The following is a 21248-nucleotide window of genomic DNA, read 5'->3' as shown; positions in this document are numbered from 1 at the left end:
CGTCAGCGGACTCGGCAAGAATCGCGCAGGTGCCCACTTCGTTCGCCGACGCCCTGCGCGACGCCCGTTCCCGCCGTCGGCTCAGCCAGCTCGACCTCGCGCTGAAAGCCGGGACGACGCAGCGCCACGTCAGCTTCATGGAACGCGGCCGTTCGCTGCCCGGCCGCGGCATGGTGGTGCGCGTCGCCGAGGCGCTCGGCCTGCCGCTGCGCGAGCGCAACGCCCTGTTGCTGACCGCCGGATACGCGCCGGTCTACCCCGAAACGCGGCTGGACGACCCCGCGCTCACGCCGGTGCTGGAATCGCTGCGTGCGCTGCTCACCGGGCACGAGCCGTATCCGGCGCTGGTGGTGAACCGCTACGGCGATCTCGTCGCGGCGAACGACGGTTTCGACCTGCTCACCGAGGGCGTCGCGGCGGAGCTGCTCGAACCGCCGATCAACGTGCTGCGGCTGGCGTTGCACCCGCGCGGGATGGCCCCGCGGATCCAGAACTTCGCCGATTGGGCGCAGCACGTGCTCGAACGCCCTCGCCGAGGTCTGGCGAACGGACCCGATCCACGGCATCAGGCGCTGCTGGACGAACTCACGGGCTACCTGCCATCGCCGGGAGAACCGTCAGGCGACCACCTCGGCTTCGCCGTGCCGTTGCAGCTGTCCAGTTCAGCGGGTGAACTGCGGCTGCTCACCGCGATCACGCAGTTCGCCACCGCAGTCGACGTGACGGTCGCGGAGCTGAGCCTCGAAACCTTCCTGCCCGCCGACGCTTCGACGGCGGATCTGCTCAAGGCGCAACCCAGCCGGTGACCTGCCCTATCGTCAGCTCCACACCTGCCCACAGCACCGCAGCGCAGAGGCTTCCGACGAAGAAGCGTCGGTACGACAGTCCAGCGGAACCGGCGACGCGCGGCACGAGAGTGCGTACGCCGGCGAGGCACCGTCCTAGGACGACTGCTGGCACGCCATAACGCGCGACGGTCGCTTCGGCCTTGTCCCACTTCGCTTCGCCGATCCGCAGTCCTACGCGAGACCGACGCAGCTTCGGCCCCAGCAGTCGGCCCTCCCAGTACGCGAGCTGGTCCCCCGCGAGCGCCGCCGCGACGCAGACCGTGAGGGCGAGCCACAGCTGTAAAGTGCCGCGCTGCACAAGAAAACCCATGAGCAGCAAAGTGGACAGCGTCGGCAGCACGATGCCCGGCAACAGCGCTGTCTCGGCCATGATCACCAGCGCGCAGACGCAGTAGACGAGCGGCGCGGGAGCGTCAAGAAGTGGCTGAAGCAGGCTGCCCATAGCGGTCCAGTCCCGACCGCACCGGCAAAGCCGCGCGGTACACGTACGCAGGCGGCAGGTTCCGCCAGACCACGCTGGTGCGTTCGACCACCGCGAAGCGGCTTCGCAGCAACCGTGCGAACCGACGCGCTGGCGGCGTCCACGCGGTGTGCGCGTACGCGAAGGTGGTGAAGCGGCCTTGCGGCGAAAGCACCTCGCAGACGGAGTTCAGTACTGCCCTCTGGAGCGCGGCGTGCATGGCTGTCCACGGCAGACCGGAGACCACCACGTCGACCGGCATCGTCACGTACGCAGCGACGTGCTCTGCAGAGCCTTCTGCGACGTGCAGCGACGGAAAGCGCTCGCGTAGCTCCTGTACGAGATGCGCGTTGATCTCCACCGCGGTGAAGTGCGCGTCGCGCTGAAGCATCCGAAGCAGCACCTCGGTGAACACGCCCGTTCCCGGCCCTAACTCCACCACGCTGTGCGCGCTCTCGACGCCTAGCCCCGCAGTCATCACCCCGGCCAGCCGCTCCGAACTGGCGGCGATCGCGCCGGTGCGCATCGGATGCCGGAAGAACTCCCTGGTAATCGACATGTTTTCGACGGTAGGAAGCACCTCGGTCGTCGCGGATCGGCTCGGTCGGCGGGAAAAGTCGTCCGCTCGGAGGACCACGGCCATCCTCCGGAACGACGCACGCGACGACGATCCCGCGTTACGTTCGTCTTGTGCGTGGACTGGTTACGTGGGTGCGCAAGCAGCGCTGGTTGCGGGACTTGCCGCTGTACGCCGTCTTCGTCACCCTCGGGCCGAACATCATGGAGCAGGACACGTGGCTGCTGAAGATGTTCCCGACGCTGTTTCTGCTGCCGCTGTTGCTGCGTCGCCGCTACCCACGCACGGTCGCGGTCCTGATCCTCATCGGGGTGCTGATCGTCTACACGAACGAGGTGTGGGCGCATGACCGTGGCCGTAGCGACCTCGCGATGGCAGTCGTTCTGTACACGCTCGTCAAAGCCGGCGACAGATGGTTCATCGCCTTCGCCGTAGCCGTCGCGGGGCTCGACACGCTGTGGGGGTTCACCTGGGGGGTTAACACCCTGAACCCCACACTCACCGTCTTCGGCGCACTGCCGCTGTACCTAGCGGCCTGGGCGCTCGGCGCGTTCTTCCGCGCGAGAGAGCAACTCGCCGAAGAAGAACGGCTAAGAGCCGAGCTGGCAGCGTCCGAGGAACAAGCCCGTAGCCGCGCTTCAGTCGCCGAAGAGCGCACGCGGATCGCGCGCGAGCTTCACGACGTACTCGCACACAGCATGAGCGTGATCGTCCTGAACGCCGAAGGCGCGAAGCTCGCACGCCACCAGGACCCCGACGCTGTCGACCGTACGCTCGACACCATCAGCAAAACCGGCCGTTCCGCGCTCGCTGAGCTGCGACGGCTGTTGGAAGTCATGCACGCTGGCGAACCCGCACGCGCTCCGCAGCCGACCCTCGACCAGCTGCGCACGCTCGTCGCGCAGTCCGGTCGCGATATAACGCTAGAAGTCGACGGCGACATCGCCGACCTGCCCGCCGGCGTCGCGCTGCAGGCGTACCGCATCGTCCAGGAGGCACTGACCAACATGCTCAAACACGCGCCGCCCGACGCGAGCGGCCGGGTCCAGGTCACGTTCACCGGCCCGGAAATCCGCGTCGAGGTCACCAACTCCGGCGGACGGGAGCCGGCCGCGGCGGGGCTGCCCGGATCCGGACGCGGGCTCACCGGCATGGCCCAGCGCGTCGCGATGTACCACGGCAAGCTCGAAACCGGCGCGCTGCCGGACGGCGGCTACCGGGTGGCGGCCACGCTGCGGACGGACGCCGCATGACGTCCGTGCTGATCTGCGACGACCAGGAACTCGTGCGCGTCGGGCTGCGGATGATCGTGGACAGCCAGCCCGACCTGGAGGTGATCGCCGAAGCGGGCGACGGCGCGGAGGCCGTCGAACTCGCCCGCGCGCGGCGGCCGGACCTCGTGCTGATGGACGTGCGCATGCCGGTGCTCGACGGCGTCGCGGCCACCGCGCAGATCTGCGCCGAACTGCCGGACACCTCGGTACTGGTGATCACGACGTTCGACCTCGACGAGTACGCCTACTCCGCGCTTCGCGCCGGCGCCAGCGGATTCCTGGTCAAGGACGCGCCGTCGGACGAGATGCTGGTGGCGATCCGCGGCGTGCTGCGCGGCGACGCGATGGTGTCGCCGTCGGTCACGAAACGCCTGCTCGACCGCTATCTCAGCGCCCACCGGACGCCGCTGGACGAGCAGAAACTCGAGACGCTGACCGAACGCGAGAAGGACGTGCTCGGCCTGATCGCGCGCGGCCTGTCGAACACCGAGATCGCCGGGACGCTGTTCATCGGCGAGACGACGGTGAAGACGCACGTCGGACGGCTGCTGAGCAAGCTCGGGCTGCGGGATCGGGTGCACGCGGTCGTGTTCGCGTACGAGTCCGGATTGGTACGTCCCGGCGGCTGAATCGGGGCATGCTGGACCCATGCGTCTCGTCGCGTTGTCCGCCGCCGTCCTGCTGCTCGCCGCCTGCTCGGCCGCGCCCGCGAGCGCGCCGGCGAAGCAGGAGCCGGGCCGATTCGCCGTGCAGCAGGTCGCGGACGGCCTCGAACACGGCTGGGACGTCGCCTTCCTTCCCGACGGTTCGCTGCTCGTCCCGCAGCGCCCCGGCAAGCTCGCGCTGATCCGCGACGGCCGGAAGACCGACGTGCGGGCCGATTTCTCCGACGTCCTTGTGCAGGGCGAAGGCGGTCTGATGGGCCTGGTCCTGGCGGCGGATTTCGCGAGGTCGCGCGAGTTCACCACCTGCCAGACCCACCAGGAAAACGGCCGCGCGGAGGACGTCCGGCTCGTCACCTGGCGGCTCGCCGACGACGGCGCGAGCGCGGCCAAGGCACGGGACCTGCTGACCGGCCTGCCGGTGAACCCGAGCGGACGGCACTCCGGCTGCCGCCCGACGCTCGCTCCCGACGGCGCGCTGCTGGTTGGCACCGGCGACAGCGCACGGTCCACCGTGGCGCAAGACCGGCACCTCCTCGGCGGCAAAGTGCTGCGAATCGACCCGAAGACCGGGGAACCGTTGCCGGGCAACCCGTTTTTCGCTTCCGCGGACCCGAACGAACGCCGGATCTACACCTACGGCCACCGCAACGTGCAGGGCGTCGCGATCCGGCCGGGCACCGGACAGGTGCTCACCGCCGAGCACGGCCCCGCCTTCGACGACGAGGTGAATCTCCTGCGGGCAGGCGGAAACTACGGCTGGGATCCGTCGAAGGGCGGCACCGACGCCGACTACGACGAGAGCGTGCCGATGACCGACACCACCCGGTTCCCGGACGCGGTCCGTCCACTGTGGACCAGCGGCTCGACCACCGAGGCGATCAGCGGCGACGCGTTCCTCGCCGGCAAACAATGGGGCACGAACGAAGGCGCGCTGGCGGTGGTGGCGTTGAAGGGCCAGAAACTCCTGCTGCTGCACCTGGACGCCGCCGGGAAGGTCACCAGCGTCACGCTGCCCGCGGAATTCAACGACAAATTCGGCCGGTTGCGAGCCGTCCGGAGCGGACCGGACGGCTCGCTGTACGTGACGACCTCCAACGGCAGCAACGACAAAGTGCTGCGCGTGACCCCCAGCTGAGGTCAGCCGACGTACGCTCCGCCGTTCACGTGCACCACCTGGCCGGTGACGTGTCCCGCTTCCGGGGAGGCCAGGAACCGCACCACCTCGGCGACGTCGTCCGGCTTGCCCGCCCGCTTCGTCATCGTGTTCTCGACCAGCCATTCCCGCCGCTCCGCGGAGAGTTTGCCGCGGAAGAATTCCGTGTCCACGATCAGGCCCGGCGCGACAATGTTCGCGGTGATCCCGCGCGGACCGAATTGCCGGGCGGTTTCGGTATTCCACACCTCCACGGCGGCTTTCGCCCAGCCATACGACTCGGCGCCGGTGTGCCCCGCGATCGAACCGATCGTGACGATGCGGCCATTGTCAGCCAGCCGCTCCCGCAGCGCCGACGTCATGAACGCGGCGGAGAACAGATTCGCCCGGATGTTGGCCGTCCAGGCCGCGTCGAGCGCCTTCAGATCGCCGCTGTCCTCGCGCAGGAAATCCGTGTTGCCACCAGCGTTGTTCACCAGCACATCGACCCGCTCCGGCAGCTGATCGCGCGCCGCTTCGACCGCCTCGGGATCGCTCGCGTCGAAGCTCACCGCACGCGCGCCGAGCAGCGTCGCCGCCTCGGTGAGCACGTCCTCTCGCCGCCCGGTGATGGTGACCCGATCCCCGGCCCGGACAAACGCCGCCGCGATCGCGTACCCGATTCCAGTGCTGCCCCCGGTCACTACTGCTTCCCGTTTCATCCCCACGTCCTTTATTGCTAAAGTACCTCTCGTGAACGACGGTACCGGCGGCGGGGAAAACCCGTCAAGCGACGAAGTGGACGAGATCCAGCGAGCGTGGCTGAGGGAGCAGCCGGGCACGCCGGTGTCGTCGATCGGCGTGATCACGCGGATCTGGCACATCGCGAAGCTGCTGGAGGACGACCGGCGCGCGACCATGCTGGAACTCGGTATGGACGCGTCCACCCGCACCCTGCTCAGCACGCTGCGCCGGGCCGGGCCGCCGTACCGGCTCAGCGCGGGCGAACTCGCGAAGCAGTGCCGGGTCAGCCCTGGCGCGATCTCGCAGCAAACCGCCCGCGCCGAACGCGACGGCCACGTCCGCCGGGTCAAGTCCACTTCGGACCGTCGCGGGGTCTATGTCGAGCTGACCGAGGCCGGGCACGAGCTGATCGAACGAACCGTCGGGGATCTGCTGGAGCACGAGGAAACCTTGGTGTCCGCCCTGTCCCCGGCAGAACGCGACCAGCTGGCCGGTCTCCTGCGCGTTCTGCTCGCGGACCTGGACCGGCGGGCGCGGAGGTAGGATGGCGGACATGTCCTCAATCGACAAAGTCGCCTGGCTGCACCTGGTCGACGGCAAGCTGCTCGCCGCGCGCTCGGCGGGCAAGGACACCTGGTACCTGCCCGGCGGGAAACGCGAAGCGGGCGAGACGGATGTCGAAACGCTGGTCCGGGAGATCGCCGAGGAGCTGAGCGTGCAGCTGGACCCGGCTTCCGCGCAGCCAGCTGGGGTATGGGAAGCGCAGGCGCACGGCAAAGCGGACGGTGTCGTGGTGCGGATGACCTGCTACACCGCGGATTACACCGGCGAGCTGAAGCCGAGCAGCGAGATCGAATCGTTCGGCTGGCTCGCGCACGCTGACCGCGACCAGGTGTCAGCGACGGTCCAGCTGATCCTCGACGACCTGCACGCACAAGGAAAACTGGTCTGATGCTGCGCCTCGGGATCACGGTGCTCGGAGTCGCCGACGTCGAACGGGCGCTGCGGTTCTGGTCCGAGGCGCTCGGGCTCGTCGAGGACCCGGAATGGGCGAGCGGAACGTGGCGGACGCTGGCCCATCCCGGCGGCGCGCACGCGCTGGGTTTGATGCGCAGCGAATCGCCCGCCGAACTGCGGCCGCGGCTGCACCTTGACCTCTATACCGACACCGCGGACGAACAGCGCGCCGAGGTCGAACGGCTTCTCGGGCTCGGCGCACAGCGGGTCGACTGGGAGCTTTACCCGCCCAAACCGGACTTCGTGGTCCTGGCCGACCCGGACGGCAACCTGTTCTGCGTCGTGGATCTGAGCAACGCGCCGTCCGGCGGCTAAGGATTCAGCCGAGCAGCCGGGGCTTGTTTTCCAAGTGGGACAACCCGTTCCAGGCGAGGTTCACCAGATGCGCGGCGACCTCGTCCCGCTTCGGCTTGCGCGCGTCCAGCCACCACTGCCCGGTGAGCGCGACCATCCCGACCAGCGCCTGCGCGTAGAGCGCGGACAGCTTCTCCTCATACCCGCGCGCGGCGAACTGCTGGGCGAGGATGTGCTCGACCTGGCTGGCGATGTCGTTGAGGACCGTCGAAAAGGTGCCGGTCGAACTGGCGACCGGGGAATCACGGACCAGAATGCGGAACCCGTCGTGGGAATCCTCGACGTAACTCAGCAACGCGACGGCGGCCTGCTCCAACATCACCCGCGGGTGTCCACCATGGAGCGTCGAAACCATCCGATCGAGCAGCAGCTGCGTTTCGCGGTCGACGACGACGGCGTAAATGCCTTCCTTGCCACCGAAGTGCTCGTAGACGACCGGCTTGGACACGTTCGCCCGCGCGGCGATCTCCTCGATGGAGGTGCCGTCAAAACCCTTCTCGGCGAACAACGCGCGTGCCACGTTGAGCAATTGCTGTCTGCGCTCGGTGCCCGTCATGCGCACCCGCGCGACCGGTGCGGCCGGCCGCGCCCCGGTGACCGCCGCCGCTTCTCGTTTCGCCCGTCGTCTCCCCGCCATTCGCAGCAGGGTAGTCGTGCGTGGTAATCCCGGTTCTAACCGGGATTACCACTCACGACGTTATTTGCTTTCGGTCGCGATCCGGGCCAGCCGCTGCGGAGTCGGCCACCGCACGTCGTGCACCCAGCCGAACTTCTCGAACATCCAGATCAGCCGCGCCGACATGTCGATCTGGCCGCGCTTCACGCCGTGCCGGGCCGAGGTCGGGTCGGCGTGGTGCAGGTTGTGCCAGGACTCGCCGAAGGAGAAGATCGCCAGCGGCCAGAAGTTCGCCGAACGGTCGCGCGCGGCGAACGGGCGCTCGCCGATCATGTGGCAGATCGAGTTGACCGACCAGGTCACGTGGTGCAGCACGCAAATCCGGACCAGGCCCGCCCAGAAGAAGGCCGTCACCGCGCCCCACAGCGACCACGAGATCAGCCCGCCGAGCAGCGCCGGCAGGAACAGGCTCACCAGCGACCACAGCCAGAACAGGTCGTCGACCTTGCTGATCGCCTTGTCCTTCACCAGATCCGGCGCGAACCGGCCCTGGTTGCTCTTGTCGCGCTCGAACAGCCAGCCCATGTGCGCGTGCCAGAAACCCTTGGCGATGGCCAGCGGCGAGGTGCCGTACGCCCACGGCGAGTGCGGGTCGCCGTCGCGGTCGGAGAACGCGTGGTGGCGCCGGTGGTCGGCCACCCAGGTGATCACCGGTCCCTGCAACGCGATGCTGCCCGCGATCGCCATCACGACCCGCAGCCACGGTTTCGCCTTGAACGAGCCGTGGGTGAAGTAGCGGTGGTAGGCGACCGTGATGCCCAGCCCGCTGATCCCGTAGAACACGACGAAGAGCGCGACGTCCAGCCAGGTCAGCCCCCAGCCCCAGGCGAACGGAACCGCGACCAGCAGCGCCACGATCGGCAGCAGCACGCCGAAGTACACCGAGAACTGGACCCCGATCGACCGCTGTCCTTCGATGATCGGCTTCGGGCCCTTCGGCGGGTCGCCCGCTGACTGAGAACGATCGAGGGTGGCCGTCATGCGCTCACTTCTTTCCTCTCACAACCCCTTGTGAAGGGTGCCCTAACCTACGGTGTCGTAAGTTACGGTACAGGAGGTTTCCGGCACTGTGGAGGCCCGAAAAGTCCGATTCCCCGGTGCCCGCCGCGACGCTGTGGCCCACGCCTCCCCCTCCTGGCGCCCCCGTCCCCGATCATCGCTATCCTGACCAGGACCGATCCGCCGTAGTGTAATCGGCAGCACTTCAGATTTTGGTTCTGACAGTTCAGGTTCGAATCCTGGCGGCGGAGCTGCACATCCGGCGAGGGCGATGGGAGTGGGGGCGGCTGAGCGAGGAACCGAGCGACCCCGCGGGCGCCCGTCGCCCGACCCTGGTCGAGATGTCGGACGCGTGGCTGGTCGGGCGTGCGCGGGAACTCATCGCGGCCGTACAGCGCCAGGAGCACGAGAATCAGCTCGAGATCGTCAAGATCATGGACGAGCTGCTCGACGAAACCCTCCGCCGGGGGGAACCCACCCTCGTCGCCCAGCTGCTGCGCGCCTCCGCTTTCTCCCGGCTCGTCACCCGCGGCCTCGCCGCCGAGGCCGAGCCCCGGCTCGACGAGATGCTCGCGCACACCCGGCGGCACGGCTTGTCCCTGCTGCGCGCGGACGCGCACGCGCTGCGCGGACGCCGTCTCGTGCTCGCCGCGCAGGAGGACGCCGCGCTCACCGAGATCGCCCGCGCGCTCGCGATCCTCGACGACTCCACGATTCCGGACCGCCAGGTCGGCGTCCGCAACTGGAACCGCATGCAGTCGATGGCGCTCATCGACTGCTGGATCGTGCTCAACCAGCTCGGCGTCTACGAGGCCGCCGAAGAGGTGATCGGCCGCGCGCACCAGGCGATCCGGGAAAGCGCCAGCCCGCACGAGATCACGCTGCAGCTGATGAACCGGGTCAAGATGCTGCTCGGCTGGGGCCTTCGGCTCGAGCGGATCGAGCAGTACGACGAGTCGGCGGAGAAGTTCCGCACCGCCGCGTCGATGGCGGTGGCCGCGGAAGGCCCGTTCGCCGAATCGCTGTTCCCGCGCAAGATCGGGGTGTCCGCGGTCGACCAGGTCGGCGTGCTGGCCGCGGCGCTCGCGCTGCACGATCCGTCCGCCGAGCACGTCGAACGCCTGCAGGGCATGCATCTCGGCCACCACTATCCGCACGAGCAGGAGCTGGTCGCGATCGCGCTGGCCCGCTGCCTCGACCAAGCCGGCCGCCGCAGCGACGCGCTGCAGGTGCTGTACGAGGCTCGCGACGTGCTGGCCGAAGACGTCTCGCAGCCGTCGATGCGGCTCACCCTCTCCCGCGAACTCGCCCGGCTCGACCCGGAGGCCGCGAGCCAGTCGCTGATCGACTACGCGACCGCGCTGGAAACCGAAATGTGGGCGCTGCGCGAATCGCAGATCGCCACGCTGAACGCGCGCCGCGAGCATGAACGGCTTTCCGCCGAGCACGGCGCGATCACCCAGCAGGCACTGCAGGATCCGCTCACCGGCCTGCCGAACCGCCGCGCGCTCGACGAACGGCTGCGCTCGCTGGCGTCGTCGGCGGACGCGCAGCCGCTCGCGGTCGCGCTGGTCGACCTCGACGGGTTCAAGGGCGTCAACGACAAGCAGTCGCACGCCGAGGGCGACAACGTTTTGCGTGTTGTGGCAAGCACTCTGCGCGACGCTTTGCGCGGCGACGACGTGGTGGCCCGCTACGGCGGCGACGAGTTCATCGTGCTGCTGCCCGGCGCGCCGGCGTCGGCGGCGAAGATGGCGCTCGGCCGCGCGGCCAAATCGGTCGCGACACTGCCGCATCACCTGTCGCACGGTGTGACGTTGTCCATTGGCCTGGTGTCGCTGCGTCCGCAGGAGCGGGCCGAACAGGTTCTCGCGCGCGCAGATGCGGCGATGTACGAAGCGAAACGCGGCGGGGGCAACCAGGTGGCGTCGGCCAATTCGATGGCCGGCGACGGCATGGGCGGCTGGCCTGGGGAAACCGCTCCGACCGACCCCGCGTGGAGCGCTGAGGACCCCACGTAGGATCGTTGGTGCTCGTCAACGCACCGGTGAATCGTTGGGAGACTCGTGAGCGGCCCGCTGAGCACGCTGATCCTCGCTGCGGGTGAGGGCACCCGCATGCGTTCCTCCACTCCTAAGGTGTTGCACCCGATCGCCGGAAGGCCGCTGGTGGAACACGCTGTGCGCGCCGCCGCCGGCCTCGCGCCGCAGCATCTGGTGGTCGTGATCGGACACGGCCGCGACGCCGTGCGCGCCGAACTCGACCGGGTCGGCGAGGTGCTCGGCCGCGAGGTCGCCACCGCCGTGCAGGAAGAGCAGAAGGGCACCGGGCACGCCGTTTCGTGCGCGCTGGCGGAGCTGCCGGAAGGACTCACCGGCACCGTGGTCGTCAGCTACGGCGACGTTCCGCTGCTGGACACCGAAACCCTGGAATCGCTGCGGGCCGAGCACGCCAAGACGGGCAACGCGGTCACCGTGCTCACCGCCGACGTCGCCGACCCGACCGGCTACGGCCGCATCGTGCGCGGCTCCGACGGTTCGGTCAGCGCGATCGTCGAGCACAAGGACGCGACGCCGGAGCAGCGGGCGATCACCGAGATCAACTCCGGTGTCTACGCCTTCGACGCGGCCGTGCTCATCGACGGCCTGACGCGGCTGTCCACCGACAACGCGCAGGGTGAGCTTTACCTCACCGACGTCCTCGGCATCGCCCGCGAGGATGGCAAGGGCGTCGGCGCGCTGGTCGTCGAAGACCCGTGGGTGACCGAAGGCGTGAACGACCGCGTGCAGCTTTCGGTGCTCGGCGCCGAGTACAACCGCCGCATCGTGCGCCGCTGGCAGCGCGAAGGCGTCACGGTCACGGACCCGAACACCACCTGGATCGAGGCGGACGTCACGCTCTCGCGCGACGTGCTGATCGAGCCGAACACCCAGCTCAAGGGCCGTTGCTCGGTCGGCGAGGGCTCCGTTGTGGGTCCGGACACGACGCTCACCGACGTGCAGATCGGCTCGGGCGCTTCGGTCGTGCGTGTGCACGGTTCGGGCTCTGAGCTGGGCGACGGCGTCAACGTCGGCCCGTACACGTACCTGCGGCCGGGCACGAAGCTCGGCGCGAAGGGCAAGCTGGGCGCGTTCGTCGAAACGAAGAACGCGCAAATCGGCACCGGAACCAAGGTGCCGCATCTCACTTATGTAGGCGACGCGATCGTCGGCGACCACAGCAACATCGGCTGTTCCAGTGTGTTCGTGAACTACGACGGGGTGGCCAAACACCAGACCGTTGTCGGCTCGCATGTCCGGCTTGGGGCGGACAACACGCTGGTCGCGCCGGTGCGGATCGGAGACGGCGCTTACAGTGGAGCCGGTGCGGTGATCCGCGACGACGTCCCGCCTGGCTCACTGGCGCTGTCGGCCGGTCCGCAGCGCACCATCGAAGGCTGGGCGGTCCGGCGCAGGCCGGGCACGCCCGCGGCGGAGGCAGCGGAAGCTGCTCTCGCCGCCCAGCAGCAGGACACCGTTGTGTCCGAGTCAGCAGCAGGAACCGACGGGGAGTCGCCAGCATGAGTCCGAAGTCAGGTACGCCGAAGAAGAATCTGATGCTCTTCTCCGGCCGTGCGCACCACGAGCTCGCGGAAGAGGTCGCCAAGCACCTCAACGTGACGATCACCCCGCAGACCGCGCACACGTTCGCCAACGGCGAGCTGTTCGTGCGGTTCGAGGAGTCGGTGCGCGGTACCGACGCGTTTGTGATCCAGGCGCACACCACGCCCATCAACGAGTACGTGATGGAGCAGCTGATCATGGTGGACGCGCTGAAGCGCGCGAGCGCCAAGCGGATCACCGTGGTCATGCCGTTCTACCCGTACGCGCGCCAGGACAAGAAGCACAAGGGCCGCGAGCCGATCTCGGCGCGGCTCATCGCGGACCTGTTCAAGACCGCGGGCGCGGACCGGATCATGACGGTCGACCTGCACACCGCCCAGATCCAGGGCTTCTTCGACGGCCCGGTCGACCACCTGATGGCCCAGTCGGTCCTCGCCGACCACATCAAGTCGACCTACGGCAACGCCGACATCACGGTCGTCTCGCCGGACTCGGGCCGCGTGCGGCTGGCCGAGAAGTGGGCCCAGCAGCTCGGCGACCGGCCGATCGCGTTCATCCACAAGACGCGCGACCCGGACAAGCCGAACCAGGCCGTGGCCAACCGCGTGGTCGGCAAGGTCGAGGGCAAACTCTGCGTGCTGATCGACGACATGATCGACACCGGCGGCACGATCGTGAAGGCCACCGAGGCCCTGCTGGAGGAGGGTGCGGCGGACGTGGTCATCGCGACCACGCACGGCATCCTCTCCGACCCGGCCACCGAGCGGCTGTCCCAGTGCAAGGCCCGCGAGGTCATCGTGACGAACTCGCTGCCGATCCCGGAGGAGAAGCGCTTCCCGGGCCTGACGGTGCTGTCCATCGCGCCGATGCTCGCGGAGGCCATCCAGCAGGTCTTCGAGGACGGCTCGGTCACCTCGCTGTTCGACGGCAACGCGTGACGCTGGCTGCCTGACTGAAGCAGTGGCACCCCGGGCCCTTGGCGGAAACGCCGGGGGCCCGGCGTCGTGTCGGGGCCCGGCGTCGTGTCGGGGCCCGGTGTCATGTCGGGGCCCGGCGTCATGTCGGGGCCCGGCGTCGTATCAGGGCCGTGTCATGTCAGGGCCTCGGCGTCGTGTCAGGGGCCCGGTGTCGCGTCAGTGCCCGTGTCGTGTCAGGGCCTAGCGTCACGTGAGGGGCCCGTGCCGTGTCGAGGCCCGGCAGCGTTCCGGTTAGTTCCGGTAACCCGGGAGCGACCTCGCGACCACGGCGGTACGTTCGGGCCCGGCGGGTCGGCCAAGCCCAGGAAGTCGCGCCGATTCCGGCCGCGACGCCTCATTTCAGCGGCACCCACGAGGACCTGCCAGCTACGCCCTGACAGCTACCGCCTCGACGGCACCGCAACGATCCAAACACCACCTCCTGCCTAAGTCGCCACGCTCGCTCAACACCTTTTGCCGTGGGCTCACCCCACGCTCGTCAGCCGACGCTTCTCACCCAGGACCCCTCGCCCTTCGCCTCTCACCTCACTCCCTCTCTCGCTACGAGCCCCTCACCCACCAAGCCTCGCCACTTCACCGCACCGCCGTCACACCGCTCCCATATCCCCAGACAGCCACCTCTCCGGCCGCAGGTGGATCGCCATGTGCTCCCCCAACTGCGTCCGCTCGAACTCGACATACCCGGCCACCTTGTCGGCGGGCAGGTACCGCGAGGCCATCTCCCACGTCAGCTCGCGGCTGCCCGGCCGGGTGCGCACCACCGGGCCCTCCACCGAGACGTACCGCACCGTCGGCTCGACCCGTTGCACCATCAGGCTGAACCGGCCGGCCGCCTCGATCGCCTTCGCCTTGCGCGAGTCCGGTTGCGTGATCACCCACAGCTCGCCGCCCGGCTCGTACTGGTACCAAATCGGCACGGTGAGCGGCGCTCGGTCCGGCCGCTCGACCACCGAGAGCGCGCCGATGTGCGGCTCCGCCAGAAACTGTTCCCGTTCTTCGATCGACAACACCATGCCTCCGAAGCTAACGACGGGGTACGACAAAAACCGGGTTCCGCCGGGGGCGAAAACCGATGCGTCACCCATCCGGGACTGACTAGCGTCACCGACATGGGGAAATTCGAATTCGGCGTCAGCCTGCGGCTCACGGCCGACGGCACCGAGTGGACCGAAAAAAGCAGGCGCGCCGAGGAACTCGGCTACGACCACCTGACCGTGCCCGATCATCTCGGGGCGGGGCGGCTGTCGCCGTTTCCCGCGCTTACCGCCGCCGCGGCGGTGACCGAGCGGGTGCGGGTCGGCACGCTGGTGTCCAACGTGCCGTTCTACAACCTGGCGCTCTTCGCCCGCGACGTCGCCACCACCAACAAACTCACCAACGGCCGCTTCGAACTCGGTCTCGGCTCAGGCCACATGAAGCACGAGTTCGACGACGCCGGGCTGCCGTGGCGCAAAGCGGCCGACCGGATCGCCTATCTCACCGAAGGTCTCGCTGAGCTGCGCACGCGCGTCGAGGACGAGGGCGGCATGCCGAAGCTGTTGATCGCGGGCAACAGCGACGGCGTGCTGAAGCTCGCGGCGGAGCAGGCGGACATCGTCGGATTCGCTGGTCTTCGCCAGGATCGCGGGCGTCCGCCGGGCACGTTCGTGCTCGACAATGACGTCGCGATGGACGAGCGGGTCAAGTATTTCCGTTCCCTGGCAGGGAATCGCGAGATCAACTACAACATGCTGATCCAGCGCGTAATAGTCACCGACGACCGGCGCGAGGCTGCCGCGGAATGGCACGCCGAGACAGAGGAACGCAGCGCGGCGAACGTCGACGAGCTGCTGAGCGCACCACAGCTTCTCTTCGGCACAGTGGACGAAATGGTGCAGCAGCTCATCGCACAGCGCGAACGGTACGGCTTCTCCTACTTCACCGTGTTCGAGGGGATGATGGAGACGTTCGCCCCGGTGGTGGCTGAGCTGCGGGGTCGCTAGCCGCCGCCTGCACCTTCGCGACCGCGTCGCCGGCGATCAGCGTGAGCACCCGGCCGAGGAGACCGTCTGGGACAGCTTCGTCGTCGATGTCGGCCTCCACGGCCAATCCGTTGCTCAACGCGAGCAGCACGACGGCGAATTCCTCAGCAGGCAACGGAAGTTCGAGGTCCAGCCCCTCGGCGAGCCGGTTCAAGGCACGCGCGATGGTGTCGCGGACCTCCCGGCGGCGCCGGCGCAACGCGTCGCGCCGCCGGTCGTCGTGGTGCGCCATCGCGAAAAATTCGGCCAGCAGCCGGTGCCACACCGCGTCGGTGCGCATTTCGTACATCAGCACCGCGGCGACGTTCGCCAGCCCCGCGCCGCCGTCGTCCGCTTCGGCGAAGCTCGCCAGGCTTGCCTCAAGCCGGTGCGCGGCGTGCTCCTCCATCAGCGCCAGCACCAGCTCGTCTTTCGACGCGAAACTCGAGTAGACCGCGCCTTTCGTCAACCCAGCCGCGGCGGCCACCTCGGTCAGCTTCGTCGCGGCGATGCCCTGTTCCCCGAACACGGCGAACGCCGCGTCGAGGATGCGCCGCCGGGTCTCCGCCCGCGTCGGCCGCGTCCGGCCGGTCATCGGCTTCTCCCTCATCCAGGGGGTTGACACTGCCTCAGCCCGCTCAATACCTTCAGGTATCCAATACCCACGGGTATCCAGTGTCAAGGACGCTGTCAAGGATGACAGGGAAGGACCGCCCCGATGAGGTTGCGCATAGTCCTGGCCGCCGCGGCACTGCTGACCGCCGCGCTCGCTGCCCCCGCCACTGCCGCTACGACCGGCGGCGTCAACGATCCAGCGTGCCAGCCGAGTTCGGCGCATCCACGTCCGGTGGTGTTCCTGCACGGGCTCGGCGCAACGTCCTATGAGGACTTGAACTTCCTGCAGGATCACGTTGCCGCCAAGGGATACTGCACGTTCAGCCGGACCTACGGAGCATATCCGCAGTTCCCGGTCGTCGGCGGACTGCGCCCGATCGCTGACTCCGCAACGGAAATCAAGCAGTTCGTCGGCGAGGTGCTAGCGGAAACCGGTGCGGCACAAGTGGATCTCGTCGGCCACTCCGAGGGCGGCTTCCAATCCCTGTACGTCACGAAGACCCAGGGCATCGCGGACCGGATCGGCTCCGTCGTGGCCATCGCGCCGCCCACGCACGGCACCACGTTCGCCGGGCTGACGAAGCTGGCGTACCTGCTGGGAGTGCGCGAGGAGGTCGGCAAGGCGCTCACCGCGTTCGGCTGCCCGGCGTGCGACAACCTGATCACCGACGGCAGCGCGGTGCAGACCCTCACGAACGGTCCCATCGCGCAGCCCGGCGTGCGCTACACGGTGCTCACGTCCCGGTTCGACGAATTGGTCACGCCGACCGAGACTTCTTTCGTGCGTGAGCCGGGCGTCACGAACGAGTACGTCCAGGACACCTGCCCGTTCGACCCCGTCGGGCACATCGGCGAGGCCTACGACCTCAACGTCTGGAACCTGGTCACGAACGCGCTCGACCCAGCCCACGCCACGAAATTCGTCTGCACCGCCGGCTCTCCCGGCTGAGCCGGGCTCAGTACGCCAGCGTGAACCGGGCGCGCGAGTGCTTCGGCTCCTCGATCTCGTCCACGAACGCGATCGCCAGGTCCGCGCCGCTGATGTGCGACCGGCCGTCGGCGTCGCTGACCAGCACGTCGCCGCCGAGGCGGAACTTGCCGGTGCGCTCGCCGGGGATCCAGGAGCCGAACTCGGCGGCCGGGCTGACGTAGAACCAGTCGACGTCCGCGGGCAGTTCGCGCAGGGCCTCCAGGACGAGGACGTGGCTGCCCGCCTCCGGCTTGTACTCCTCCGGGAAGTCCGGGGTGTCGATCACGCGCGGCCCGTCCTCGCTGACCCGCAGCGAACCGGCGCCGCCGACGATCGCCAGCCGCGCGCCGTTCGCGCGGGCAGCGTCCACCAGCGTCGGCAGGGCGTCCACTAGACGGCGGCCCTCGTCGTCCGCGCGGCCCGGCGTCGCGACCACGAGCACGTCCGCGCCCTTGGCCACCGAAGCGACGAACTCCGCGTCATGCATCGACCCCGACCGCGCCTCGACGCCGGAGGGCAACCCCTCGGCCTTGCGCGCGACCCCGGTCACGGAGTGCCCGCGCCGCAGCGCCTCGTCGGTGATCCGGCTGCCGGCGAATCCCGTCGCGCCGAACACCACAAGCTTGCTCATTGCCGCTCCTCGAAAAAGAAATCGTCTCTACGCCCGCCGATGGTAAGGACCGATCTTCGGCTACTTCAACGGAAGAAACGCACCCCGAGGTGAGCGTGCAGGTCAGCCGCCGAGCGCGGCGAACGCGGTGGTCAGCTTCGCCTTCACGGCGTTCGCGTCGACCGGCGACCGCACCTCGGCGACCGCCGTCGGCTTCGCCAGCACCTGGTAGCTCGCGGTGCGGTTGGGCAGGGTGAACTTGACCGAGCAGGACATCGTGATGGTCGCGTCCGCGGCCGCGTCGCCCTCCGTGGCACAGCTTTGCGACCCAAGCGAGTCCGCGCTGATTTCCACCGAAAGCTTGATGTGCACGCTCGGTTTCGACCCCGGCTGATTGCCGACGACGCTATTCGAAACGTCCACCGTCGTCTTGCAGGAACCGACGTAATCCTGGCAATCGAGTTTGTCGTTGAGCACCGTGACACTCGCCTGAGCGAGCCCGTCGAACGGCTGCCCGATCGCGTCGACCGCGGCGTTGAAATCATTGTGGAACTGCTTTATCTCCGCCTCGGCCAGCGGCCGGACACGGAACGCCGCCCCCAGCTTCGGACCGCCGCGCGGATCGAGCAGCGCGGGCGCGAACCCGGTGACCCGGTGCGGTTCGGCGGTAGTCACCTGCAGCGCGCCGCCGAGGTCGTACACCTCGGTGCCGTCCGGCAGCTTCTGCTTCCGCGGCGCGCCCGTGCCGAGTCCGCCGAGCGACTTGCGCAGTTCGGCGGCGAGTTTCGGCGGGGCCAGCCGCGCGGCCGGGTCGAGCGGCAGTTCGCTCCCGACGGTGTGCACCCATCCGGCGCCGAACTGGGTGCTGTTCTCCTCCAGCCCGTGCGCCTTCCAGTAGTCGGCGTCGGCCGCGAGGTACAGCTGCCCGTCCGGCTCGGTGATCCGCACCGACTTGCCTTCCAGCGGCAGCGCTCCGAAGCCGTTGCCGTCGCGCGCGACGCGGTACGTCAGCGTCGCCGGGTTGCCGGCCCCGTCCTTCAGCGTCGCGTCGTATTGCAGCGCCGGTGCCTGCTCCAGCGCCTTCAGCGCGGCGTCCACCGCTGTCTGCTGCTGTGCGCGCTGCGCGGCCAGCTGCCGGTCGGCGTCGGACAGCCCCGCCGTGCCGTTCACCGCGACCTGACAGCCAGCGAGAAGCCCACCCAGCAGCACCAGTGCTGTCGCAGTCCACCTAGCTCGCATGTCAGCCGCCCCTCTTTCGCGGGAATCATGCCACCCCCAAGAGATTGACGGGCGGCACGGGAATTGTGTCGTCACCCACCCGCGCGGGGGAGAGCAGGGCGACCCGGTGCGTGCCCGCGCGGACCGGCTGGTTTACACTTCCTGGGTTGTCTCGGCGAGGCGGGTGCGCCTGTAGGTGCCCGGCGTGATCGACGCGGCGGCTCGAGAAGCCCCGTGGTCAGCTCACGCCCGCAATCTCGCCGCCGTGCACAACCGCCCCCGAGCAGAGATCGACGATCCCCGCCGCCCCCTGCCGCACGTCGTGTGATTGAAGGAGTGCTACACCGTGTCCGAGGTACGTCTTTCCGTCGAACCGCGCACCGAGTTCGGAAAGGGTGCCGCTCGCCGCACCCGTCGCGCCGGCAAAATCCCCGCGGTGCTCTACGGGCACGGCTCGGACCCGCGGCACTTCGCGCTGCCGGCCATCGAGTTCGCCCGCGTCGTCCGCGAGAACGGCACCAACGCCGTCATCACGCTCGACCTGCAGGGTTCCAGCGAGCTGGCGCTGACCAAGACCATCGTGGTCCACCCGCTCAAGAACTACATCGAGCACGTCGACCTGCTGGTCGTCAAGCGCGGCGAGAAGGTCACCGTCGACGTCCCGGTCGTCGTCACCGGCACCGCGGGCCCGGGCACCCTGGTCGCCCAGGACCTCGACACGCTGCAGGTCGAGGTCGAGGCGCTGCACATCCCCGAGCAGTTCGAGGTTTCGGTCGAGGGCATCGAGGCCGGTACCCAGATCACCGCGGGCCAGGTCACCCTGCCCGCCGGTGCCGAGCTGGTCACCGACGCCGAGGCGCTCGTCGTGGCCGTCAACGAGGCCCCGCGCGGCAGCGCCGACGAGGACGCCGAAGCCGAAGCGGCCACCACCGAAGCCGCCGAATAAACTCTCTTCCGTGAGTGAAGACCTGCCCGGGGCCGGCGAGCTGATTCTGCTCGCCGGCCTCGGCAATCCCGGGCCGCAGTACGCCGGAAACCGGCACAACGTCGGGTTCATGGTGCTCGACGAGCTGGCCCGCCGGATCGGCGGGAAGTTCAAGGCGCACCGCAGCGGAGCCGAGGTACTCGAGGGCAGGCTGTCGGGCTCCCGCGTGGTGCTGGTGAAGCCGCGGTCGTTCATGAACCTTTCCGGCGGCCCGGTGGTCGGCGCGGCCCGGTTTTTCAAGGTGCCGCCGTCCGGCGTCGTGGTGGTGCACGACGAGCTGGACGTCGATTTCGGCGCACTGAAGCTCAAACTCGGCGGCGGCGACAACGGCCACAACGGCCTCCGGTCCATCACCAAATCTCTCGGCACGCGTGACTACTACCGCGTGCGCTTCGGCATCGGCCGCCCGCCCGGTCGGCAGGATCCGGCCGATTTCGTGCTGAAAGACTTCTCGACGGTCGAGCGCAAAGAACTCCCGTTCGAGATCGACCGATGCGCGGACGCCACCGAGGCGCTCCTCTCGCAGGGCCTCGCCGCCGCGCAGAATACGTTCCACGCAGCCTGAGGCTTTTGCCCGATTCCGCACGATTGGCGGTCTCTGCAACGGTTGTGCGTGTGGGTGAGCCGCGATCGCGGTGCGTGATGGAATTCTCACTCGATGGGCGGCTTCTGAGGCCCTAATCGAGTCGTCCGGCCCGGTGCGGGCTTCCGGGCGTGGCCGGGACCAGTTAGGACGGAGTTCAGGAGTTCGCACACCCCGACCCTGAATCGGAGAATGATCCATGTCGTTTACCGCCGAGGATCTCGCTGAGGTCGCTTTCGGTAACGCCCCGATTGGCCGCCGCGGCTACGCCAAGCAAGAGGTCGACGACTTCGTGCGCCGCATCGCCAAGACGATCGCCGATGAGGACGACCTCACCGCGGCCGAGGTCCACCACGTGCTGTTCTCCAAGCCGTTGATCGGCAAGCGCGGGTACGACGAACGAGAGGTCGACCAGTTCCTCGATGAGGTGGAGACACAACTAGCCGATCTGTCCGGACGCCGAGCCCCGATGATCCCCGGGACCAGGGACCACAGCGAGGCCACCGCAGGCCGCACCTCGTGGCCAGTCGTCACCGAGGCCCCCGCCGAGCGCTTGCCCGGCCGATAAGTCCGCTCGCGTTCTGACGCCCGCCGAAGGCCGCTTTGAGGACCCCCGACTCCCTCAAAGCGGCCTTCGCCGTGCTTCCACCTCTTCAGCGGTCCGTGAGGGGAACCCTCACAGCCCCAGATTCCCTCAGGGTTCCCCTCACGGCCCTTCGCCCGCCCCGCCCGTCCGTGAGGGCCCCCTTCACAGACCCAGACTCCAACGCCGGGGCCTTAAGGCGGCGCCGTGGGTGCCCGTTGAGGTTCGTCAGCTCAGGCCGAAGGGGCTGACCAGGGCCAGTGCGGTGCCGCTCTTGGCAGGTCGGCGGGAGCGGGCTGGTCGTCCGTGAAGGACTCCTTGAGGGAACCTGATTCCCTCAAGGAGTCCTTCACGGACCC

General features: G+C 68.7%; 24 protein-coding genes and 1 tRNA gene. 16 read left to right on the top strand and 9 right to left on the bottom strand.

Annotated elements, in window-relative coordinates; genetic code table 11:
• The first annotated feature begins 29 nt into the window (after positions 1-29).
• Positions 30-806, top strand: a complete 777-nt coding sequence (locus ACFSVL_RS03190; RefSeq protein ID WP_378300233.1) for an MmyB family transcriptional regulator — start codon at positions 30-32, stop codon at positions 804-806.
• On the opposite strand, the gene ACFSVL_RS03185 is transcribed toward ACFSVL_RS03190, so the two are convergent.
• Both ACFSVL_RS03185 and ACFSVL_RS03180 read right to left on the bottom strand, forming a co-directional pair.
• Positions 784-1290 carry a DedA family protein gene (locus ACFSVL_RS03185; protein ID WP_378300231.1) on the bottom strand — a complete coding sequence of 169 codons (507 nt, stop codon included), beginning with the start codon at positions 1288-1290 and terminating at the stop codon, positions 784-786. The two genes, ACFSVL_RS03190 and ACFSVL_RS03185, sit on opposite strands and share 23 nt — an antisense overlap.
• On the bottom strand, positions 1262-1867 hold the full coding sequence (locus tag ACFSVL_RS03180) for a class I SAM-dependent methyltransferase (RefSeq protein ID WP_378300229.1): 606 nt from the start codon (positions 1865-1867) through the stop codon (positions 1262-1264). Before ACFSVL_RS03180 ends, ACFSVL_RS03185 begins: the two co-directional genes overlap by 29 nt.
• A 131-nt stretch (positions 1868-1998) precedes the next feature.
• Between ACFSVL_RS03180 and ACFSVL_RS03175 the strand changes: the two genes are divergently transcribed.
• Genes ACFSVL_RS03175 through ACFSVL_RS03165 form a run of 3 tightly spaced genes read left to right on the top strand, consistent with a single transcriptional unit; the run spans position 1999 to position 4959 of the window.
• Positions 1999-3138: a sensor histidine kinase gene (locus ACFSVL_RS03175; protein WP_378300227.1), complete on the top strand. Its 1140-nt coding sequence runs from the start codon at positions 1999-2001 to the stop codon at positions 3136-3138.
• The gene (locus tag ACFSVL_RS03170) at positions 3135-3788 is read left to right on the top strand and encodes a response regulator (protein ID WP_378300225.1); all 654 of its coding nucleotides are present in this window, start codon (positions 3135-3137) and stop codon (positions 3786-3788) included. Before ACFSVL_RS03175 ends, ACFSVL_RS03170 begins: the two co-directional genes overlap by 4 nt.
• Before the next feature lie 19 nt (positions 3789-3807).
• A complete protein-coding gene (locus ACFSVL_RS03165) occupies positions 3808-4959 on the top strand; it encodes a PQQ-dependent sugar dehydrogenase (protein ID WP_378300223.1) in 1152 nt (383 codons plus the stop codon).
• Positions 4960-4961: 2 nt separating this feature from the next.
• On the opposite strand, the gene ACFSVL_RS03160 is transcribed toward ACFSVL_RS03165, so the two are convergent.
• Positions 4962-5678, bottom strand: a complete 717-nt coding sequence (locus tag ACFSVL_RS03160) for an SDR family NAD(P)-dependent oxidoreductase (RefSeq protein WP_378300221.1) — start codon at positions 5676-5678, stop codon at positions 4962-4964.
• 31 nt (positions 5679-5709) lie between these two features.
• Between ACFSVL_RS03160 and ACFSVL_RS03155 the strand changes: the two genes are divergently transcribed.
• The 3 genes from ACFSVL_RS03155 to ACFSVL_RS03145 are packed head-to-tail and all read left to right on the top strand — an operon-like array spanning position 5710 to position 7032.
• Positions 5710-6243, top strand: a complete 534-nt coding sequence (locus ACFSVL_RS03155) for a MarR family winged helix-turn-helix transcriptional regulator (RefSeq protein WP_378300219.1) — start codon at positions 5710-5712, stop codon at positions 6241-6243.
• A gap of 10 nt (positions 6244-6253) precedes the next feature.
• The gene (locus tag ACFSVL_RS03150; RefSeq protein WP_378300217.1) at positions 6254-6652 is read left to right on the top strand and encodes an NUDIX hydrolase; all 399 of its coding nucleotides are present in this window, start codon (positions 6254-6256) and stop codon (positions 6650-6652) included.
• On the top strand, positions 6652-7032 hold the full coding sequence (locus ACFSVL_RS03145) for a VOC family protein (protein ID WP_378300215.1): 381 nt from the start codon (positions 6652-6654) through the stop codon (positions 7030-7032). Before ACFSVL_RS03150 ends, ACFSVL_RS03145 begins: the two co-directional genes overlap by 1 nt.
• A gap of 4 nt (positions 7033-7036) precedes the next feature.
• Here ACFSVL_RS03145 and ACFSVL_RS03140 read toward each other — a convergent pair whose 3' ends face one another.
• Both ACFSVL_RS03140 and ACFSVL_RS03135 read right to left on the bottom strand, forming a co-directional pair.
• Positions 7037-7627: a TetR family transcriptional regulator gene (locus ACFSVL_RS03140; RefSeq protein WP_378300397.1), complete on the bottom strand. Its 591-nt coding sequence runs from the start codon at positions 7625-7627 to the stop codon at positions 7037-7039.
• Positions 7628-7768: 141 nt separating this feature from the next.
• A complete protein-coding gene (locus ACFSVL_RS03135) occupies positions 7769-8728 on the bottom strand; it encodes an acyl-CoA desaturase (protein WP_378300213.1) in 960 nt (319 codons plus the stop codon).
• 197 nt (positions 8729-8925) lie between these two features.
• Between ACFSVL_RS03135 and ACFSVL_RS03130 the strand changes: the two genes are divergently transcribed.
• The 4 genes from ACFSVL_RS03130 to ACFSVL_RS03115 all read left to right on the top strand — a co-directional run bounded on the left by ACFSVL_RS03130 (position 8926) and on the right by ACFSVL_RS03115 (position 13286).
• A tRNA-Gln gene (locus tag ACFSVL_RS03130) sits at positions 8926-8997 on the top strand.
• A gap of 90 nt (positions 8998-9087) precedes the next feature.
• Positions 9088-10767, top strand: coding sequence for a GGDEF domain-containing protein (locus ACFSVL_RS03125; protein WP_378300211.1), 1680 nt, complete (start codon positions 9088-9090; stop codon positions 10765-10767).
• 45 nt (positions 10768-10812) lie between these two features.
• Positions 10813-12309, top strand: a complete 1497-nt coding sequence (gene glmU / locus ACFSVL_RS03120) for a bifunctional UDP-N-acetylglucosamine diphosphorylase/glucosamine-1-phosphate N-acetyltransferase GlmU (RefSeq protein WP_378300209.1) — start codon at positions 10813-10815, stop codon at positions 12307-12309.
• Complete coding sequence (locus tag ACFSVL_RS03115) at positions 12306-13286, top strand: ribose-phosphate diphosphokinase (protein WP_116200125.1); 981 nt, start codon at positions 12306-12308, stop codon at positions 13284-13286. Before glmU ends, ACFSVL_RS03115 begins: the two co-directional genes overlap by 4 nt.
• A 626-nt stretch (positions 13287-13912) precedes the next feature.
• Here ACFSVL_RS03115 and ACFSVL_RS03110 read toward each other — a convergent pair.
• Positions 13913-14338 carry a pyridoxamine 5'-phosphate oxidase family protein gene (locus ACFSVL_RS03110; protein ID WP_378300207.1) on the bottom strand — a complete coding sequence of 142 codons (426 nt, stop codon included), beginning with the start codon at positions 14336-14338 and terminating at the stop codon, positions 13913-13915.
• Between the two features lie 96 nt (positions 14339-14434).
• Here ACFSVL_RS03110 and ACFSVL_RS03105 point away from each other — a divergent pair, with 96 nt between their 5' ends.
• Positions 14435-15307 carry a TIGR03621 family F420-dependent LLM class oxidoreductase gene (locus tag ACFSVL_RS03105; protein WP_378300205.1) on the top strand — a complete coding sequence of 291 codons (873 nt, stop codon included), beginning with the start codon at positions 14435-14437 and terminating at the stop codon, positions 15305-15307.
• Here ACFSVL_RS03105 and ACFSVL_RS03100 read toward each other — a convergent pair.
• Positions 15243-15920 (bottom strand): TetR/AcrR family transcriptional regulator, encoded by a 678-nt coding sequence (locus ACFSVL_RS03100; RefSeq protein WP_378300203.1) that lies wholly within the window; start codon positions 15918-15920, stop codon positions 15243-15245. The two genes, ACFSVL_RS03105 and ACFSVL_RS03100, sit on opposite strands and share 65 nt — an antisense overlap.
• A 123-nt stretch (positions 15921-16043) precedes the next feature.
• Here ACFSVL_RS03100 and ACFSVL_RS03095 point away from each other — a divergent pair, with 123 nt between their 5' ends.
• Complete coding sequence (locus ACFSVL_RS03095; RefSeq protein WP_378300201.1) at positions 16044-16889, top strand: esterase/lipase family protein; 846 nt, start codon at positions 16044-16046, stop codon at positions 16887-16889.
• 7 nt (positions 16890-16896) lie between these two features.
• Here ACFSVL_RS03095 and ACFSVL_RS03090 read toward each other — a convergent pair whose 3' ends face one another.
• Positions 16897-17541: an NAD(P)-dependent oxidoreductase gene (locus tag ACFSVL_RS03090; protein ID WP_378300199.1), complete on the bottom strand. Its 645-nt coding sequence runs from the start codon at positions 17539-17541 to the stop codon at positions 16897-16899.
• A 102-nt stretch (positions 17542-17643) separates the two neighbouring features.
• Positions 17644-18759, bottom strand: coding sequence for a hypothetical protein (locus ACFSVL_RS03085; protein WP_378300197.1), 1116 nt, complete (start codon positions 18757-18759; stop codon positions 17644-17646).
• A gap of 325 nt (positions 18760-19084) precedes the next feature.
• On the opposite strand from ACFSVL_RS03085, the gene ACFSVL_RS03080 reads away from it, so the two are divergent.
• The 3 genes from ACFSVL_RS03080 (at position 19085) to ACFSVL_RS03070 (ending at position 20874) form a co-directional block, all read left to right on the top strand.
• Positions 19085-19684: a 50S ribosomal protein L25/general stress protein Ctc gene (locus ACFSVL_RS03080; protein ID WP_378300195.1), complete on the top strand. Its 600-nt coding sequence runs from the start codon at positions 19085-19087 to the stop codon at positions 19682-19684.
• A gap of 10 nt (positions 19685-19694) precedes the next feature.
• The gene (gene pth / locus ACFSVL_RS03075) at positions 19695-20288 is read left to right on the top strand and encodes an aminoacyl-tRNA hydrolase (protein WP_378300193.1); all 594 of its coding nucleotides are present in this window, start codon (positions 19695-19697) and stop codon (positions 20286-20288) included.
• A 217-nt stretch (positions 20289-20505) separates the two neighbouring features.
• Complete coding sequence (locus ACFSVL_RS03070; protein WP_378300191.1) at positions 20506-20874, top strand: DivIVA domain-containing protein; 369 nt, start codon at positions 20506-20508, stop codon at positions 20872-20874.
• Positions 20875-21248 lie beyond the last annotated feature (374 nt).

It is taken from the genome of Amycolatopsis silviterrae (assembly GCF_042684085.1).
GTDB lineage: Bacteria > Actinomycetota > Actinomycetes > Mycobacteriales > Pseudonocardiaceae > Amycolatopsis > Amycolatopsis silviterrae.
Note: the sequence above shows the minus strand (reverse complement) of the source record. Positions and strands in the feature narration are given on the sequence as shown.

Bases quoted from the DNA above. Each gene is read 5' to 3' on its own strand.
- ACFSVL_RS03185 (WP_378300231.1), bottom strand. From the start codon at position 1,290: ATGGGCAGCCTGCTTCAGCCACTTCTTGACGCTCCCGCGCCGCTCGTC.
- ACFSVL_RS03180 (WP_378300229.1), bottom strand. From the start codon at position 1,867: ATGTCGATTACCAGGGAGTTCTTCCGGCATCCGATGCGCACCGGCGCG.
- ACFSVL_RS03170 (WP_378300225.1), top strand. From the start codon at position 3,135: ATGACGTCCGTGCTGATCTGCGACGACCAGGAACTCGTGCGCGTCGGG.
- ACFSVL_RS03165 (WP_378300223.1), top strand. From the start codon at position 3,808: ATGCGTCTCGTCGCGTTGTCCGCCGCCGTCCTGCTGCTCGCCGCCTGC.
- ACFSVL_RS03160 (WP_378300221.1), bottom strand. From the start codon at position 5,678: ATGAAACGGGAAGCAGTAGTGACCGGGGGCAGCACTGGAATCGGGTAC.
- ACFSVL_RS03150 (WP_378300217.1), top strand. From the start codon at position 6,254: ATGTCCTCAATCGACAAAGTCGCCTGGCTGCACCTGGTCGACGGCAAG.
- ACFSVL_RS03145 (WP_378300215.1), top strand. From the start codon at position 6,652: ATGCTGCGCCTCGGGATCACGGTGCTCGGAGTCGCCGACGTCGAACGG.
- ACFSVL_RS03140 (WP_378300397.1), bottom strand. From the start codon at position 7,627: ATGACGGGCACCGAGCGCAGACAGCAATTGCTCAACGTGGCACGCGCG.
- ACFSVL_RS03135 (WP_378300213.1), bottom strand. From the start codon at position 8,728: ATGACGGCCACCCTCGATCGTTCTCAGTCAGCGGGCGACCCGCCGAAG.
- ACFSVL_RS03125 (WP_378300211.1), top strand. From the start codon at position 9,088: ATGTCGGACGCGTGGCTGGTCGGGCGTGCGCGGGAACTCATCGCGGCC.
- ACFSVL_RS03115 (WP_116200125.1), top strand. From the start codon at position 12,306: ATGAGTCCGAAGTCAGGTACGCCGAAGAAGAATCTGATGCTCTTCTCC.
- ACFSVL_RS03110 (WP_378300207.1), bottom strand. From the start codon at position 14,338: ATGGTGTTGTCGATCGAAGAACGGGAACAGTTTCTGGCGGAGCCGCAC.
- ACFSVL_RS03105 (WP_378300205.1), top strand. From the start codon at position 14,435: ATGGGGAAATTCGAATTCGGCGTCAGCCTGCGGCTCACGGCCGACGGC.
- ACFSVL_RS03100 (WP_378300203.1), bottom strand. From the start codon at position 15,920: ATGACCGGCCGGACGCGGCCGACGCGGGCGGAGACCCGGCGGCGCATC.
- ACFSVL_RS03095 (WP_378300201.1), top strand. From the start codon at position 16,044: ATGAGGTTGCGCATAGTCCTGGCCGCCGCGGCACTGCTGACCGCCGCG.
- ACFSVL_RS03090 (WP_378300199.1), bottom strand. From the start codon at position 17,541: ATGAGCAAGCTTGTGGTGTTCGGCGCGACGGGATTCGCCGGCAGCCGG.
- ACFSVL_RS03085 (WP_378300197.1), bottom strand. From the start codon at position 18,759: ATGCGAGCTAGGTGGACTGCGACAGCACTGGTGCTGCTGGGTGGGCTT.
- ACFSVL_RS03070 (WP_378300191.1), top strand. From the start codon at position 20,506: ATGTCGTTTACCGCCGAGGATCTCGCTGAGGTCGCTTTCGGTAACGCC.